This is a genomic window from Enterobacter sp. FW301-JW81, from assembly GCF_058788735.1.
The window spans coordinates 526,640-542,179 of record NZ_JBYTBA010000002.1 but is presented as its reverse complement, the minus strand read 5'-3'; the positions used below and the strand labels follow the sequence as shown (position 1 = coordinate 542,179).

At 56.0% G+C, this 15,540-nt stretch carries 15 protein-coding genes, 2 tRNA genes and 1 other annotated feature; of the genes, 7 read left to right on the top strand and 10 right to left on the bottom strand.

Features of this window, described 5'->3' with window-relative positions; genetic code table 11:
* The first annotated feature begins 22 nt into the window (after window positions 1-22).
* Both AC3WOK_RS09425 and AC3WOK_RS09420 read left to right on the top strand, forming a co-directional pair.
* Window positions 23-1,477, top strand: coding sequence for an AMP nucleosidase (locus AC3WOK_RS09425; RefSeq protein ID WP_447855923.1), 1,455 nt, complete (start codon window positions 23-25; stop codon window positions 1,475-1,477).
* A gap of 18 nt (window positions 1,478-1,495) precedes the next feature.
* Window positions 1,496-3,262 carry an aminopeptidase P family protein gene (locus AC3WOK_RS09420; RefSeq protein ID WP_492354396.1) on the top strand — a complete coding sequence of 589 codons (1,767 nt, stop codon included), beginning with the start codon at window positions 1,496-1,498 and terminating at the stop codon, window positions 3,260-3,262.
* Between the two features lie 142 nt (window positions 3,263-3,404).
* Here the strand turns inward: AC3WOK_RS09420 and AC3WOK_RS09415 are convergent.
* Together AC3WOK_RS09415 and emmdR are read right to left on the bottom strand one after the other, a co-directional pair.
* Window positions 3,405-3,480 (bottom strand) — tRNA-Asn (locus tag AC3WOK_RS09415).
* 103 nt (window positions 3,481-3,583) lie between these two features.
* Window positions 3,584-5,038 carry a multidrug efflux MATE transporter EmmdR gene (gene emmdR / locus AC3WOK_RS09410; protein ID WP_123138894.1) on the bottom strand — a complete coding sequence of 485 codons (1,455 nt, stop codon included), beginning with the start codon at window positions 5,036-5,038 and terminating at the stop codon, window positions 3,584-3,586.
* Window positions 5,039-5,199: 161 nt separating this feature from the next.
* Between emmdR and AC3WOK_RS09405 the strand changes: the two genes are divergently transcribed.
* Window positions 5,200-5,275 (top strand) — tRNA-Asn (locus tag AC3WOK_RS09405).
* Window positions 5,276-5,328: 53 nt separating this feature from the next.
* On the top strand, window positions 5,329-5,664 hold the full coding sequence (locus AC3WOK_RS09400) for a gamma-glutamylcyclotransferase family protein (protein WP_047346450.1): 336 nt from the start codon (window positions 5,329-5,331) through the stop codon (window positions 5,662-5,664).
* Between the two features lie 48 nt (window positions 5,665-5,712).
* Here AC3WOK_RS09400 and AC3WOK_RS09395 read toward each other — a convergent pair whose 3' ends face one another.
* The 4 genes from AC3WOK_RS09395 to dacD all read right to left on the bottom strand — a co-directional run bounded on the left by AC3WOK_RS09395 (window position 5,713) and on the right by dacD (window position 9,106).
* On the bottom strand, window positions 5,713-6,048 hold the full coding sequence (locus tag AC3WOK_RS09395; protein ID WP_008499467.1) for a DUF496 family protein: 336 nt from the start codon (window positions 6,046-6,048) through the stop codon (window positions 5,713-5,715).
* A 147-nt stretch (window positions 6,049-6,195) separates the two neighbouring features.
* On the bottom strand, window positions 6,196-7,254 hold the full coding sequence (locus AC3WOK_RS09390; protein ID WP_492354395.1) for an FUSC family protein: 1,059 nt from the start codon (window positions 7,252-7,254) through the stop codon (window positions 6,196-6,198).
* Between the two features lie 92 nt (window positions 7,255-7,346).
* Window positions 7,347-7,820 (bottom strand): DNA gyrase inhibitor SbmC, encoded by a 474-nt coding sequence (sbmC, locus tag AC3WOK_RS09385; protein ID WP_059311178.1) that lies wholly within the window; start codon window positions 7,818-7,820, stop codon window positions 7,347-7,349.
* Between the two features lie 119 nt (window positions 7,821-7,939).
* On the bottom strand, window positions 7,940-9,106 hold the full coding sequence (gene dacD / locus AC3WOK_RS09380) for a serine-type D-Ala-D-Ala carboxypeptidase DacD (protein ID WP_045887846.1): 1,167 nt from the start codon (window positions 9,104-9,106) through the stop codon (window positions 7,940-7,942).
* 198 nt (window positions 9,107-9,304) lie between these two features.
* On the opposite strand from dacD, the gene sbcB reads away from it, so the two are divergent.
* Window positions 9,305-10,741, top strand: a complete 1,437-nt coding sequence (gene sbcB / locus AC3WOK_RS09375; protein WP_415270342.1) for an exodeoxyribonuclease I — start codon at window positions 9,305-9,307, stop codon at window positions 10,739-10,741.
* A gap of 100 nt (window positions 10,742-10,841) precedes the next feature.
* Here sbcB and plaP read toward each other — a convergent pair whose 3' ends face one another.
* From plaP to AC3WOK_RS09355, 4 genes are all read right to left on the bottom strand, one after another.
* Complete coding sequence (plaP, locus tag AC3WOK_RS09370) at window positions 10,842-12,200, bottom strand: putrescine/proton symporter PlaP (protein WP_047346455.1); 1,359 nt, start codon at window positions 12,198-12,200, stop codon at window positions 10,842-10,844.
* Window positions 12,190-12,252 (bottom strand): membrane protein YoeI, encoded by a 63-nt coding sequence (yoeI, locus tag AC3WOK_RS09365; protein WP_099458931.1) that lies wholly within the window; start codon window positions 12,250-12,252, stop codon window positions 12,190-12,192. The genes plaP and yoeI overlap by 11 nt, the downstream gene beginning before the upstream one ends.
* Before the next feature lie 219 nt (window positions 12,253-12,471).
* Entirely contained in the window at window positions 12,472-13,401 is a 930-nt protein-coding gene (locus tag AC3WOK_RS09360) for a LysR substrate-binding domain-containing protein (protein ID WP_492354394.1), read from the bottom strand.
* A gap of 41 nt (window positions 13,402-13,442) precedes the next feature.
* Window positions 13,443-14,267, bottom strand: a complete 825-nt coding sequence (locus AC3WOK_RS09355; RefSeq protein ID WP_047346457.1) for an SDR family oxidoreductase — start codon at window positions 14,265-14,267, stop codon at window positions 13,443-13,445.
* A 175-nt stretch (window positions 14,268-14,442) separates the two neighbouring features.
* On the opposite strand from AC3WOK_RS09355, the gene hisL reads away from it, so the two are divergent.
* Window positions 14,443-14,493 carry a his operon leader peptide gene (gene hisL, locus AC3WOK_RS09350; protein WP_001364200.1) on the top strand — a complete coding sequence of 17 codons (51 nt, stop codon included), beginning with the start codon at window positions 14,443-14,445 and terminating at the stop codon, window positions 14,491-14,493.
* Window positions 14,469-14,592: a sequence feature (His leader region), on the top strand. It overlaps the preceding gene by 25 nt.
* A gap of 45 nt (window positions 14,593-14,637) precedes the next feature.
* Entirely contained in the window at window positions 14,638-15,537 is a 900-nt protein-coding gene (gene hisG / locus AC3WOK_RS09345; protein WP_000886595.1) for an ATP phosphoribosyltransferase, read from the top strand.
* The last annotated feature ends 3 nt before the right edge of the window (window positions 15,538-15,540 follow it).

Genomic DNA, 15,540 nt, shown 5'->3' with positions numbered 1-15,540 from the left:
CCTGTGGAACAAGGAGACAGAGATGAATAATAAGGGCTCCAGCCTGACCCCGGCTCAGGCGCTGGAAAAACTCGACGCGCTGTATGAACAGTCCGTCAATGCGCTGCGCAGCGCCATTAGCGAGTATATCGAAACAGGGAAACTCCCCGACGAAAAGGCCAGAATCGCGGGCCTTTTTGTTTATCCATCGCTCTCTGTAACCTGGGACGGCAGCGCTAGCACCACGCCGAAAACCCGCGCCTACGCGCGTTTTACCCACTCCGGCTGCTACAGCACCACCGTCACCCGCCCTGCACTGTTCCGCCCTTATCTTGAAGAACAGCTCACGCTGCTGTACCAGGACTACGGTGCGCATATAGCCGTTGAGCCCTCACAGCATGAAATCCCGTATCCCTACGTGATTGACGGCTCGGCGTTAACGCTTGACCGCTCCATGAGCGCGGGACTGACCCGCCACTTCCCGACGACTGAACTTTCGCAGATTGGCGATGAGACGGCTGACGGGATTTATCACCCGGCAGAATTTTCTCCCCTGTCGCATTTTGATGCCCGCCGGGTCGATTTCTCCCTGGCACGTCTGCGCCACTACACCGGTACGCCAGCCGAACATTTCCAGCCCTTCGTGCTCTTTACCAACTACACCCGCTACGTCGACGAGTTTGTCCGCTGGGGCTGTAGCCAGATCCTTGACCCGGAGAGCCCTTACATCGCGCTGTCCTGTGCGGGCGGGATCTGGATCACCGCGGAGACCGAAGCGCCCGAGCAGGCCATTTCCGACCTGGCGTGGAAAAAACACCAGATGCCCGCCTGGCACCTGATCACCGCCGACGGTCAGGGCATCACGTTGATCAACATTGGCGTGGGACCGTCGAATGCGAAAACCATCTGCGACCATCTGGCGGTACTGCGCCCGGACGTGTGGCTGATGATTGGCCACTGCGGCGGCCTGCGCGAAAGTCAGCTGATTGGCGATTACGTTCTCGCCCACGCCTACCTGCGCGACGACCACGTGCTTGACGCCGTACTGCCGCCGGATATCCCAATCCCGAGCATCGCCGAAGTGCAGCGCGCGCTGTATGACGCCACCAAAGAGGTCAGTGGCATGCCGGGTGAAGAGGTTAAACAGCGCCTGCGCACCGGTACGGTCGTCACGACGGATGACCGCAACTGGGAGCTGCGCTACTCCGCCTCCGCGCTGCGGTTCAACCTGAGCCGCGCGGTGGCGATTGATATGGAGAGCGCCACCATCGCCGCGCAGGGCTATCGCTTCCGCGTCCCCTACGGCACGCTGCTGTGCGTCTCCGATAAGCCGCTGCACGGCGAAATTAAGCTGCCGGGCCAGGCCAACCGCTTCTATGAGGGGGCTATCTCAGAGCATCTGCAAATTGGCATTCGCGCCATCGACCTGCTGCGGGCGGAAGGCGACAAGCTGCATTCCCGCAAGCTGCGCACCTTTAACGAGCCGCCGTTCCGCTAATCACGATAAGGATAAAGAATGTACAGCACATCACCGCTCTCTGCCCTGCGCCAGTGGCTTGAAGCCAATAACCTCGACGGGATGATCGTCCCGCGCGCCGATGCCTGGCAGAGCGAATACTGCGCGCCCTACGACGAAAAGCTGGCCTGGCTGACGGGCTTTGACGGTTCGGCCGGCGTGGCGCTGGTGCTGCAGGATAGAGCGCTGCTGTTCGTCGATGGCCGCTATCAGGTTCAGGCGCGCGTGCAGGTCAATACGGATGAGGTTGAGATCCACCACCTGCATAACGAGCCGCTGGCGCAATGGCTGGCGGAAAACGTTGAGGTAGGGACACGCATCGGCTTTGAGGCGCTGCTGATGACCCATTCGGAGTTTGAGCAGCTCTCCACCACACCGTGCGAGCTGGTGCCACTGAGTCAGTCTCCTTTTGATACCCTGTGGACTGACCGCCCTGCCGCGCCGGCGGGGCTGATTCGTGAAATGCCGGTTGAGCTGAGCGGCGAAAGCAGCGCAGACAAACGCCAGCGCGCTGCCGCCGTGCTGGCGGCGAACAATGCCGATTATCTGGCCGTTACCCTGCCGGATAACATCGCCTGGCTCCTGAACGTGCGGGGCGCGGATATCCCTTACAGCCCGGTCCCGCTCTCCTTTGTCCTGCTTGGCCGTGACGGTCACGTTGAGTGGTTTGTTAACGACAACAAGCTCAGCGCCCTGCCAGACGCGGTGCGCAGTGCGTTCACCATTGCGCCGCAGGACGCCTTTATCGAACGTTGCCAGCAGATTGCTGAAGGTAAGCGGGTGATGGTGGATGCCGACTCCGCGCCGGTAGCCCTGCGCTTCGCCATTGAACCACGGGGAGAAATTGTCTGGCGGACCGACCCTATTACCCTGATGAAGGCAACTAAAAACTCGGTCGAACTTGCGGGTTACCGCGAGTGTCATCACCAGGACGGTGCCGCGTGGGTCAACTTCCTCGCCTGGCTAAGCCGTGAAGTGCCGCTGCGCGAGGCGGCAGGACAACCGCTGACTGAGCTGGACGCGCAGGCGCAGCAGCTCGCGTTCCGCAAACAGCAGCCGGGGTTTATCGAGCAGAGTTTTGCCACTATCTCCGCCTCCTCCAGCAATGCGGCGATGTGCCATTACCATTCCAGCGAGGCCAGCAACAAGCCTATCGGCCATGACCATTTTTACCTGAACGATTCCGGAGGTCAGTATGCTAATGGCACCACCGATGCCACGCGCACGCTGGCATGGGGTCAGGTCGATCCGCAGCAGCGCCTGCACTACACCGCCGTGCTGAGAGGTTTCCTATCACTCATTACCCTGCAGTTTCCTTCCGGAACTCAGGGGCATCAGCTGGACGCTTTTGCGCGTCGTCCGCTGTGGGAGATGGGGCTGGATTACGATCACGGTACGGGGCACGGCGTGGGGCATCAGCTTTTGATCCATGAAAACCCGCATCGTATTGCCAAAAAGGTCAACCCGTGGCCGCTGGTGGCGGGCAATATCATGACTATCGAGCCGGGATATTATCTGGGCGATAGCCACGGTATTCGCATTGAAAACCAGGTGGAGATTGTGGAGAGCCGTCCGGGGTTTTGTAGATTTGCCTCGCTGACGCTGATCCCTGTCGACTTAACTCAGGTTGAGCTGCATCTATTGAGCGAGCAGGAGAAAAAGTGGCTGGATGCGTATCACCGGCAGGTACGTGAGGCGCTGTTGCCGCTGGTGAATAGTGAAGCGCGTGCGTGGCTCGAGGAGGCGACGGCGCCGATTCGTGTGTAATTTCGTGCGGTCTGGTGCCTGGTGGCGCTTCGCTTACCGGGCCTACATGTCCTGTAGGTCGGGTAAGGCGAAGCCGCCACCCGACAATTTTACCCGCCGCAGAAAAGCAAAAAGCCTGCTTTAAAAGCAGGCTTTTCAAATTTGGCTCCTCTGACTGGACTCGAACCAGTGACATACGGATTAACAGTCCGCCGTTCTACCGACTGAACTACAGAGGAATCGTGTGAACGGGGCGCATATTATCGATGCTCCCCCATGATGTCAAAGGCAGAATGCATATTTCCGATCGTTTGCCGAATAATTCTCCATTTCGCGCAATTGTCAGGCATTTTTCCGCGGATATTTCCACAGCCAGCGCCCGCTGACCATACGCCAGTAGAACAGCGCGCCCCGCACGGCCCAGTCAAGGAACATCCCCAGCCAGACCCCGATAACGCCCCATCCGAGCATCACCCCGAGCGTATACCCCGCGACAACGCGACAACCCCACATGCCGAGCATCGATACCCACATCGCAAAGCGGGCGTCGCGCGCGCCTTTCAGCCCGGCGGGCAGAACCCATGAGGCCGCCCAGATGGGCATAAAGGCCGCGTTGAGCCAGATGAGGATCTTAACGACCTCTTTAACATCATCTTCGTGGGTATAGAACGAGGCCATCAGCCCGGCAAACGGCGCGGTGCCCCAGGCGATCAGGGTCAGCCCAATGGTTGATAGCCAGAACACGTGCCGCAGTTGCCGCTCCGCCTGCCCTATTTGCCCTTTCCCGAGCCGCTTACCCGTGATGATGGTCGAGGCCGAACCCAGCGCGTTACCCGGCAGGTTAATCAGCGAGGCGATGGAAAAGGCGATGAAGTTACCGGCGATAACGTCGGTCCCCATCCCGGCGACAAACATCTGCGTGAGCAGCTTCCCGCCGTTAAACAGCACCGATTCAATGCTCGCGGGAATGCCGATCCCCATCACTTCCCAGATAATGGCGAAATTAAAGGGGCGGAAATAGCTTTTCAGCGTAAGGCGCAGCGAAGGCGTGATCCCCGCCATCAGCACCCCGATGATGGCCACCGCGCCGATATAGCGTGAAATGGTTAACCCCAGTCCGGCACCGACGAACCCCAGCCCTTCCCAGGAGAACACGCCGTAGATCAGGACGCTGCTGATGATGATATTCAGGATATTCATCCCGCCGTTGATCAGCAGCGGGATTTTGGTGTTGCCCGCCCCGCGGAGCGCACCGCTGCCAATCAGCGCAATGGCCGCCGCCGGATAGCTTAAGACGGTCATTTCCAGGTAGGTCAGCGCCAGGTCTTTAACCTCGTTCGTGGCTTCCCCGGCGACAAAGTCGATAATCTCTTTACCGAAATAGTGGATCACCGCCGCCAGAACGATCGAAAAAATGGTCATGATCATCAGCGACTGACGGGCCGCCTCGCGCGCGCGCTTGGGGTCAAGCTTGCCGAGGCTAAAGGCCACCACCACCGTCGTCCCGAGGTCTATGGCGGCAAAGAACGAGATCACCACCATGTTAAAGCTGTCCGCCAGCCCGACCCCGGCCATCGCCTCTTTCCCCAGCCAGCTCACCAGGAAGGTACTCAGAACCCCCATCAGCAGAACGCAGGTATTTTCCAGAAAGATAGGCACAGCAAGAGGGGTGATTTCACGCCAGAACAGAACACGATAGCTTTTACGTTTTGCATACCATGGCGTGCGCGTTATCGCCTGGCGTAAGGAGGCAGTGACGTTCAAAATGGACCTTAGAGAGAAAAGTTGAAACTCCATTTCAAATGATGGGGGAGAAATGCTCATCCTGCAAAGTATTTTCCAGAAAAAGATGTGTGGATTTACAACAAACTGACGACAGAATCAGCAATCGGTCGATTTTCTCTAAGATCAGGTTTGACAAAACTTTTTTCGCCGCTAAGATAAGCCTCCACAACGATTCCTCTGTAGTTCAGTCGGTAGAACGGCGGACTGTTAATCCGTATGTCACTGGTTCGAGTCCAGTCAGAGGAGCCAAATTTAAAAAGCCTGCTTTAAAAGCAGGCTTTTTGCTTTGCGGGTGAGGGAAAATGAACGCTCTGTTTGTCTACGGCACGCTGCGTCCGGGCCACTCTAATGCGCATATTCTTGAAAACATTGGCGGTGAATGGCTGGCCGGCTTCGTATCCGGCACGTTTTACGAACGAGGCTGGGGCGCTGCGGCAGACTTCCCGGGGATTGTGCTCCACCCTGACGGGCCCCGCGTCGAAGGCTATCTGTTTATCTCTGATAACCTTGCCGCACACTGGCAAATGCTCGATGAATTTGAAGACGGCTACGATCGGGTTGAGGTCACGGTAACCACCCTCGAAGGCAAACAGGTTAATGCCTGGATTTATCAGCTACAGCCGCGTTCTGAATCATAAAAAAAAGGCTCTCTGTCACCAGAGAGCCTTTTTCACTATTCGCTGCGATTATTCGCTTTTTGCTTCGCCGTTCTTGATTTCGCCCATCACCTTCAGCTTCTTAGAGATGTCACGACGCTCTTTGGACAGCTCAGCGTTTTTGATGATGTAGTCATCAACGCGGTCTTCATAGTCGCTCTTCATGCTGGCGATGATGCCCTGAATAGCTTCAACGCTCATACCTGGCTTGATGTAGTCGCTCAGGTTGTCGAGCAGCAGAACACGCTTCTGGTTGTCACGGATCTTCTTCTCAACGTCCTGGATTTCACGCTGCAGTTTGTTTTTGCGGCGGAACAGGCGGACGAATTCCAGAACATCCTGGAACGAAGGCTTGGTAGTTTCCATTTTTACACCCCTGATAATGTGAGATTCGGATTCGTTAAGGCAACCGTTGTAACAGACAGCGGCTGCGAATGACAATGAGTATATCGTTTAAATCTATCATAACCCCAATTGCTGCTGAATCGAAGCAGCAGGCGTCACATACGCCTTTTATTTGCGCAGCGCCCGGCAAATAAGATGCGATAGCAGCTCAAGCTGACGCGCCAGTTCCATACTCAGCCAGACATAGCCGTGAATAGGTGTTTCTGCCACGTTATCGCTCTGGCGTTCATTGATTAACTGCTTCAGCTCCGCAACGATCTCATTCAGCCGCTCGCTGTTCGCCAGTATCGGCTGCGGGTTACCTTCATAGAGCGCGTGTGCGATGGTCAACAGCGTTTGCTGCGTCATCTGCTGGGTCTCTTTGAGGGTCTGCGCGTTAAGCATCAGCAGATGGCTGGGGCGCGAGGCCCAGTGCGCGTTGATCTGCAGTTCAAGCATGCAGACCAGGTTGCGGCTTACCGTCTGGATGGCTTCGAAAATTGCTTTCTGAATATGGGTTTCTTTGCTGGCGGGGGTGATCAGGCCGCGCATTTTGACCACGTCGTTGAGGATCGTTTGCAGATGCTTTTCCAGCCGGGGACGCTCAACCAGGTTGGGAGAAAAACCGGCCTGATAGACGCGGTTAAATGCGGTAACGTAGTTGGCCATCTGAATGCGCCAGTGCAGAAAAGCACGCTGCGGCCAGATACCGGTAAAGAGCATGGCCAGCAGTGACCCCAGAATGACATCCCCGCTTCGCCACAGCGCGGTGGTCATATCTCCGGCGGGCGCACCAACCACCACCGCGAGAGTAATCCCAATCAGCAGCGCCTGATACGGTCTTTTGCCCAATGCCAGCCAGCCGCACAGGAACATAGCGGCACCGCACCATGCCAGCATAACTGGAAACGATATAAGCTCCAGCTTCAGGGCGATAAGCCCAAGCGCCGAGCCTAAAACGGTCCCGCCAATTCGCTCGAAGGCGCGCGGAACAACGTTTCCCCAAAACGAGATGGGCCCCATCACCACCACCAGCGTGATCAGCGGCCACGTCCCTTCCGGAACATCCAGCATGCGGACCAGGACAAACGTCAACACGAACGCCAGCGCGATGCGACATCCATGCACCACGCGGTAGTGTTTGTACAAGCGAATTTCAAAAGGGGTTAATGATTTGTCGGGACGCACACCCGCTCTCCAGCTACACGGCAAATCACAATTGTACTGTGTTTTCAGCCGGGCGGATCGCTTCCGGCTGAAAAACCCTTCATTTAGCAGGCTTAAACCGTTTTATGCTCTACTGCGATGTACATTTCGATATCCCAGAAGCCGTCTGCATTGCCGTCGTTGAGATAGCGCTCGAAGCAGGGCTTAAGCGCCATCTGGTACTTATTGTCCTGCAGGAGGGAATTAAAGAACTGATACCAAGGCGTGGCGAAGTCGTAGTTTTCCACGCGCGCCGTCGCCACGGCATAATCCCCGGCCGCGATTTCCGTCATCATGACGCCTTCGCTGTTTTCCGGGATAACGAAATCATCCGGTACCGTGACGGCCGTGTCGCAGCGCAGTTTTTCTGCCGGGACCTCATCCGGGTTATCGTAGTAGACCGCAACCCACTCCAGTGGCTCAATGTGACGCCCGTCGACCCACATCACCAGCTGTTCAAAACCCTGTTTTACCGTGTGTTCCCACGGCCCGACCAAATGAAAACCGGCAATCTTACGTTTCTGTTGCTGCTTAATGCTGTAGTCCATGCTGCCTCCATTTATCACTGTATATTTATACACTATAAAGCGAATTCTGGCCGATCGGCAAACGTGAAGTGTTTATTATGTGAGCAGACTCGCAACCCTGCCAGTCTGCTCAGCAGCAGTTAAAGCGTGTGGTGCAGATAGTCGCTCATGCGGGAGAACAGGCCGCCTTTATCAACGGCCTCCAGCGTCACCAGCGGCCAGTGGGCTACCACCTTGTCGCGGTCATAGAGCTGGATCTCACCGACCCGCTGATGCGCGGCAATTGGCGCTTCCAGCTCTTTTTTATCCAGCACGTATTTGGCTTTGATATTCGGCACTTCCGCTTTCGGCAGGGCCAGCCAGAAGTCCTGGTCGGTGCCCAGCTTCACCTGCTCCTTATCGCCGTACCAGATACGCTCTGTCCCCACTTTTTTACCGTTGTGCAGGATCTGCACCGTATCGAAATTCTGCTGCCCCCAGTGCAGGAGTTTCCGGGCCTGGTCCTCGCGCCCTTTCGGGCTGTCCGCCCCCATTACCACCGCAATCAAGCGACGCTGGCCGTCAACGGCGGACGCAATCAGGTTAAAGCCTGCCCCCGAGGTATGCCCCGTTTTAAGACCGTCCACGTTCATGGTTTTATCCCACAGCAGGCCGTTGCGGTTTTGCTGGGTGATCCCATTCCACGTGAGGCTCTTTTCGCTGTACATATGGTAAAACTCAGGCTCGCCGTGAATGATGGCCCGGGAGAGTACGGCCAGGTCATAAGCCGAGCTGTGCTGGCCCGGCGCGTCCAGCCCGTGGACGGTTTCAAAGTGCGTATCGCGCAGGTTTAGCTTTTGCACGTAGTCGTTCATCATCTTCACAAACTGCGGCTGGCCGCCCGCCACGTGATCTGCCAGCGCCACGCAGGCATCGTTACCGGAATCGACAATCAGACCGCGGCTCAGATCGCGCACGGAGACGCGATCGCCCTCTTTCAGGAACATCAGCGACGAACCGTCAAAAACCGGGTTGCCTTTTGCCCAGGCATCACGTCCTACGGTGACAATGTCGTCCGGCGTAATGCGATGGCTATCAATGGCCCGATCCACCACATAGCCCGTCATCAGCTTGGTCAGGCTCGCCGGATTACGTTGTTGATGTTCGTTGCCCGCCGTTAAGATCTGACCAGTCGTGTAATCCATCAGCACCCAGGAGCCAGCCTGAATGGCCGGAGGCTGCGGCGAAAAATCCAGCGGTTCGGCCGCAAAAGCAGATGAGACACTCGAAGCGAGTAAAGAAACAGCAATAAACAGACGGCGTTTCAACGGTATATCCTCAGGTCATTAAAAATCGATGACCTTTTTACGGGAGTTCTGATGTCGTTACCTGGCTTAATTGCAAAAAAATGTGACAGGACGCAGATTTTCCGCTGAAGCTGCCGCGCAAATTTGTGTCACAACGGTGCTTTTTATTCGGTCTGGCCCGCGCGATCGTTTACCATAGTCACGTCATTTTTTAACAGGATGGTATTACTGGTGTCTGACTCTGCCGCACGCCCGACTTTTTTGTTCCACGACTACGAAACCTTTGGCACTCACCCGGCGCTGGACCGACCGGCGCAGTTTGCCGCCATCCGCACCGACGACGAATTCAACATCATTGGCGAGCCTGAGGTCTTCTACTGTAAGCCCGCTGATGACTACCTGCCGCAGCCGGGCGCGGTCATGGTCACCGGGATCACGCCGCAGGAAGCGCGGGAAAAAGGCCTTAGCGAGGCGGAGTTCGCCCGCCGCATCCACGATCTGTTCACCGTCCCCCATACCTGCGTGGTCGGTTACAACAACATCCGTTTCGATGACGAAGTGACGCGCAACATCTTTTATCGCAACTTCTACGATCCCTACGCCTGGAGCTGGCAGAACCGCAATTCGCGCTGGGATTTACTCGACATCATGCGCGCCTGCTATGCCCTGCGTCCTGAAGGCATCAACTGGCCGGAAAATGAGGAAGGGCTGACGAGCTTCCGGCTGGAGCACCTGACGCGCGCCAACGGTATCGAGCACAGCAATGCCCACGACGCGATGGCGGACGTCTATGCCACCATTGCCATGGCGAGGCTGGTGAAAAGCGCGCAGCCAAGGCTGTTTGAGTATCTGCTGAGCCACCGCAGCAAGCAGAAATTGACCACGCTGATTGACGTGCCGCAGATGAAGCCGCTGGTGCATATTTCCGGCATGTTTGGCGCCTGGCGCGGCAATACCAGCTGGGTCGCACCGCTGGCGTGGCATCCGGACAACCGTAATGCGGTCATCATGGTGGATTTAGCCGGCGACATTTCGCCGCTGCTGGAGCTCGACAGCGATACCCTGCGCGAGCGGCTTTACACCCCGAAAAATGAACTCGGCGATCTGCCTGCGGTGCCGGTCAAACTGGTGCATATCAATAAATGCCCGGTACTGGCGCAGGCGAATACGCTGCGCCCGGAAGATGCCGACAGGCTGGGCATTAACCGACAGCACTGCCTTGATAACCTGAAAGTGCTGCGGGAAAACCCGCAGGTGCGCGAGAAAGTGGTCGCCATCTTTGCCGAAGCCGAGCCGTTCGTGCCGTCAGAAAACGTGGATGCCCAGCTGTACAACGGGTTCTTCAGCGATGCCGATCGGGCGGCCATGAATATCGTTCTGCAAACCGAGCCGCGTAACCTGCCGGCGCTGGATATCACTTTCGCCGATAAACGCATTGAAAAGCTGATGTTTAACTACCGCGCGCGTAATTACCCCGGCACGCTGGATGAAGCTGAGCAGGAACGCTGGCTGCAGCATCGTCGCAACGTGTTTACGCCGGAGTATCTGCACAACTACGCACAGGAGTTGGAGATGCTTTACGGTCAATACGAAGGGAACGAAGAGAAGCAGGCGCTGCTGAAAGCGTTATTCAAGTACGCGCAAGAGATAGTCTGAGTGATGAATATAAAAAAGCCGGAGGCGATGTCTCCGGCTTTTTTTTGTCCCCTACGGGGTTTGTAGGTCGGGTAAGGCGTAGCCGCCACCCGACACAGTATTACGCAACGTCTTCGTACTGAGGAACCGGGTTACGGAAGCTCTTCGTGACGCAGGCCAGGTAAACCAGGCCGATAGCCGCCCAAATCAGACCAAGCACCATAGAGCTCTCTTCCAGGTTAACCCACAGCGCGCCCACGGTCAGGGCACCGCACATCGGCAGGAACAGATACTGGAAGTGATCTTTCAGCGTCTTGTTACGCTTTTCGCGGATCCAGAACTGAGAGATAACCGACAGGTTAACAAAGGTGAACGCCACCAGCGCACCGAAGTTAATCAGCGCTGTAGCCATCACCAGGTCAAAGTTAATCGCCAGAAGCGCAATTGCACCGACCAGGATGATGTTCATCGCCGGCGTGCGCCACGTTGGGTGAACGTAGCCGAAGAAGCTTTTCGGGAATACGCCATCACGGCCCATGACGTACATCAGACGCGCAACGCCTGCATGCGCAGCCATACCGGACGCCAGTACAGTGATGGTGGAGAAGATCAGCGCGCCAACCTGGAACGCTTTACCCGCCACATAGAGCATAATTTCCGGCTGAGACGCATCCGGATCCTTGAAGCGAGAGATATCCGGGAAGTACAGTTGCAGGAAATAGGTCGAGAAAATAAAGATCAGACCGCCAATCAGCGCCGTCAGGAAAATAGCACGCGGAATGACGCGCTCTGCATCCTTGGTTTCCTCAGACAGGTTGCTGATCCCGTCAAAACCGGTAAAGGAGAAGCAGAGAATAGTTGCCCCGGTAATCATCGGGATCACGTGTGCATCACCAGACCAGAACGGCTTGCTGCTCGCCAGGGTGCCAGCGCCTTCGCCGTGGAACACGCCGTAGATCACCATGCCAAGAATAACGGCAATCAGGACAACCTGAAGCACAACGATAACGGAGTTAAAGTTGGCAACGGATTTGATGCTGCGCAGGTTAAAGGCCGTCATAAAGGCCACCAGCGCCACGACGAACATCCAGGATGGAATCGACGGCACCAGGGCTTCAAAGTAAATTTTTGCCAGCAGAATGTTGATCATCGGTGCGAACAGGTAGTCGAGCAGCGATGACCAGCCCACCATAAAGCCAACTGTCGGGCTGATGGATTTCTGGGCGTAGGTGTAGGCGGAACCGGCAGACGGATAGCGACGCACCAGTTTACCGTAGCTGAGCGCGGTAAAGAGGATTGCAATCAGCGCGAAGGCGTAAGCCGTCGGCACATGACCGTCCGTGAGGCCTGATACGATACCGAATGTATCGAACAGCGTCATTGGTTGCATATAGGCCAGGCCCATCATAACAACCGGAATCAACGTAAGCGTTTTACGTAATTCCACGCGAGAGGTGTTTGGAGTTGCGTTATGCGACATAGTTATTCTCCTTTACGGTGATAACCGCCACGTAAGCGAAAAATTGCCCCATTTCTTTCTTCCTCAGCGACAACAACTGTCGGATTTTAGTAAATATCTATCCGGTACGAAGCCCGGCCTCTTGGTTTTTAGTTTCGTTTCGTACATGCAAAAAAAAATAACCGACGCCTTTTATATCGTCGATTATTCATTTGGTTGCAGCGGCGGCATTTTGCCCCACATCGGATACAAAAGGCAATACTTTGCAAAGCGCGGGACAATTTTCTTTTTGCTAACTGGCTGATTTCTGGACGTCGGGCTGAGAGTAAACGGCGGCGATAGCACTATTTGCTAAAATTTCGTCCCGCCACCAGGCGCTGGCCAGCCCGGCAGTTTGTTCATTCCAGCCGACCCACACCGATTCATTACTGCTTTGAGCAAGTACCTGTTTTTCAACAAGCGCACCGCTGTCGATAAACCGCTGCGCCAGATAGCGGGGTAAATAGCCGCAGCCCAGACCGCTTATTTGCAGCTCCAGTTTGGTTTTAAAGTCAAAAACGGTAATGGCCTCCTGCTCGTCAAGCAGCTGCGAGGAAACCGCACACTCTGGACGAGAACTGTCCCCGACCACTATCGCGCGATAGCTCTTAATTACGCGTCGATTTAAGGGCTCTGGCTCCTGAGCCAGCGGATGATGGGGTGCCACGGCGAATACCTGCTCCAGCACACCCAGACGGGCAAAACCAAACTCGCTCAACTGGGGTGGTTCATGGAGTGCGCCGACAAAAATATCCGCCCTGCCCTGGGTTAAGGCATCCCAGGAGCCCCCCAGCACGCCGTTGATAAAGATAAGCCGGGTCACGCTGTGATGTTTATAGAAGGCTTCAATGAGCGGCGTCAGGAGAGAAAAAGGGAAAGTATCATCCACGCCAATAACAAGCTCATTTTCCCACCCCTGGTGGAGCTTGACGGCCTGTTTTTCCAGCTCGCGAACGGTATGGAGGACTTCACGTCCCTTTTCCAGCAGCATTTGCCCGGTACGGGTGAACCGCGCGCGGTGCCCGGAGCGATCGAGGATCTGGATATTGAGATCGCTTTCCAGCTTTTGAACGGTATAGCTCAGCGCCGAAGGGGTTTTAAAGAGCTTTGCCGACGCAGCCGCAAAGCTCCCCTCTTTTTCCAGTGCATCCAGAATAATAAGAACATCCAGCAGCGGTTTCATATTCGCCCCCTTCCGGTACGCGATCGTCTCCGCTGCGGGACTTATTCCATGGGCATCACCAGCGGATCGGGATACTGATACTCAAACCCCAGCTCATGGCAAATGCGATTGCCATCAACAACTTTGCCTTTACTGTCATCCTTTGTCTCACCAAAAACCGGCGGAGCCAGGCCCAGCTGGCGCGCCATCAGCGGGTAAAACGTGCTGCGCGCGGGATGAGACGGTGCACATATATTATAGATGTGTCCACCTTTTGGAGCCTGTAAGAGGAGTTCGATCGCGCCAATGACATCGCCAAGATGCACCAGGTTGACGACATGCTGGCCGTCTGGCGCAGACTTCCCGGCAAAAAAACGTCCCGGATGACGCCCGGGGCCGACCAGTCCCGCCAGACGGACGATATCGACCTGCGTACCGGGAAGATTATGCAGCCAGTCTTCCAGTTCTTTCAGGACCTGCCCGCTCGCGGTAACGGGACGGCGCTCGGAAGTTTCTTTCACTACGCCTTCAACCTCACCATAGACCGAGGTTGAACTGGTAAAAATAATGCGAGGAACATGGTGCGCCAGCGCGCTGTCGACAATCTCCTGCATCGCCTGCAGGTAAAATGACTCGCCCGGCCCGCTGCGACGGGCGGGTAAGGTTATCACCAGCGCATCGACGTTCATCAGCGTGTCCAGATCGTCAGCATCGCACACCAGCTGCGGCTCAAGGCGCAATTCCACGCCGTCAATACCGCACATGCGCGCTGCCTCTACCCCATCCGCCGTGGTTTTGCTCCCGGTCACCTGCCAGCCTTTCGCGGCTAATGACATCGCCAGCGGCATTCCCAGCCATCCTAAACCGACAATCGCGACCTTTTTCATGCGAATTCTCCTGACTCTCACTCGTCTTTTATAAGGCTACGCCAGCCCGGCAGAACACACAATTCATAGCATCAATATGAAATGAATTAATGATCAAAAAAAGCCCTTGCAATATGTCGTATAACTGGTTTAGGTTAAAAGACATCAAATGAATAAGCATTCATCGAGAATTTATATGACACGCGTTCAATTTAAACACCACCATCATCACCATCATCCTGACTAGTCTTTCAGGCGATGTGTGCTGGAAGACGTTTGGATCTTCCAGTGGTGCATGAACGCATGAAAAAGCCCCCGGAAGATCTTCTTCCGGGGGCTTTTTTTTGGACCAAATTCAGACAGGTTAAAACAGGTTAACGAGGAATAAAGAATGTTAGATAACTCACGTTTACGCATAGCTATTCAAAAATCAGGCCGTTTGAGTGACGATTCACGCGAACTGCTGGCACGCTGCGGGATTAAAATTAACCTGCACACCCAGCGTCTGATTGCTCTGGCTGAAAACATGCCCATCGACATTCTGCGCGTGCGTGATGACGATATTCCAGGCCTGGTCATGGATGGCGTCGTTGACCTCGGCATCATCGGTGAAAACGTGCTGGAAGAAGAGCTGCTGACCCGTCGCGCTCAGGGGGAAGACCCGCGTTACTTCACCCTGCGCCGCCTGGACTTCGGCGGCTGCCGCCTGTCGCTGGCGACGCCGGTCGATGAAGCGTGGGACGGCCCGGCCGCGCTTAACGGAAAACGTATCGCCACCTCCTACCCTCACCTGTTAAAGCGTTACCTGGACCAGAAAGGCGTGCAGTTTAAATCCTGTCTGCTGAACGGCTCTGTTGAAGTGGCCCCGCGTGCGGGTCTCGCGGACGCCATCTGTGACCTGGTCTCTACCGGCGCCACGCTGGAAGCGAACGGTCTGCGCGAAGTGGAAGTGATCTACCGCTCTAAAGCGTGCCTGATCCAGCGCGATGGCGAGATGGCTGACGCGAAGCAGCAGTTGATCGACAAACTCCTGACACGTATTCAGGGCGTGATTCAGGCGCGTGAATCCAAATACATCATGATGCACGCCCCAACCGAACGTCTGGATGAAGTGATTGCCCTGCTGCCGGGCGCCGAGCGCCCAACCATCCTGCCGCTGGCGGGCGATCAGCAGCGCGTGGCGATGCACATGGTCAGCAGCGAAACCCTGTTCTGGGAAACCATGGAAAAACTGAAGGCGCTGGGGGCAAGCTCTATCCTGGTGCTGCCAATTGAGAAGATGATGGAGTAACGG

Coding starts and splice junctions, on each gene's coding strand:
- sbcB (WP_415270342.1), top strand. CDS start 9,305: ATGGTATTACTGGTGTCTGACTCTGCCGCACGCCCGACTTTTTTGTTC.
- AC3WOK_RS09420 (WP_492354396.1), top strand. CDS start 1,496: ATGTACAGCACATCACCGCTCTCTGCCCTGCGCCAGTGGCTTGAAGCC.
- AC3WOK_RS09395 (WP_008499467.1), bottom strand. CDS start 6,048: ATGGAAACTACCAAGCCTTCGTTCCAGGATGTTCTGGAATTCGTCCGC.
- emmdR (WP_123138894.1), bottom strand. CDS start 5,038: ATGGAGTTTCAACTTTTCTCTCTAAGGTCCATTTTGAACGTCACTGCC.
- AC3WOK_RS09400 (WP_047346450.1), top strand. CDS start 5,329: ATGAACGCTCTGTTTGTCTACGGCACGCTGCGTCCGGGCCACTCTAAT.
- AC3WOK_RS09360 (WP_492354394.1), bottom strand. CDS start 13,401: ATGAAACCGCTGCTGGATGTTCTTATTATTCTGGATGCACTGGAAAAA.
- plaP (WP_047346455.1), bottom strand. CDS start 12,200: ATGTCGCATAACGCAACTCCAAACACCTCTCGCGTGGAATTACGTAAA.
- AC3WOK_RS09425 (WP_447855923.1), top strand. CDS start 23: ATGAATAATAAGGGCTCCAGCCTGACCCCGGCTCAGGCGCTGGAAAAA.
- sbmC (WP_059311178.1), bottom strand. CDS start 7,820: ATGGACTACAGCATTAAGCAGCAACAGAAACGTAAGATTGCCGGTTTT.
- AC3WOK_RS09355 (WP_047346457.1), bottom strand. CDS start 14,267: ATGAAAAAGGTCGCGATTGTCGGTTTAGGATGGCTGGGAATGCCGCTG.
- hisG (WP_000886595.1), top strand. CDS start 14,638: ATGTTAGATAACTCACGTTTACGCATAGCTATTCAAAAATCAGGCCGT.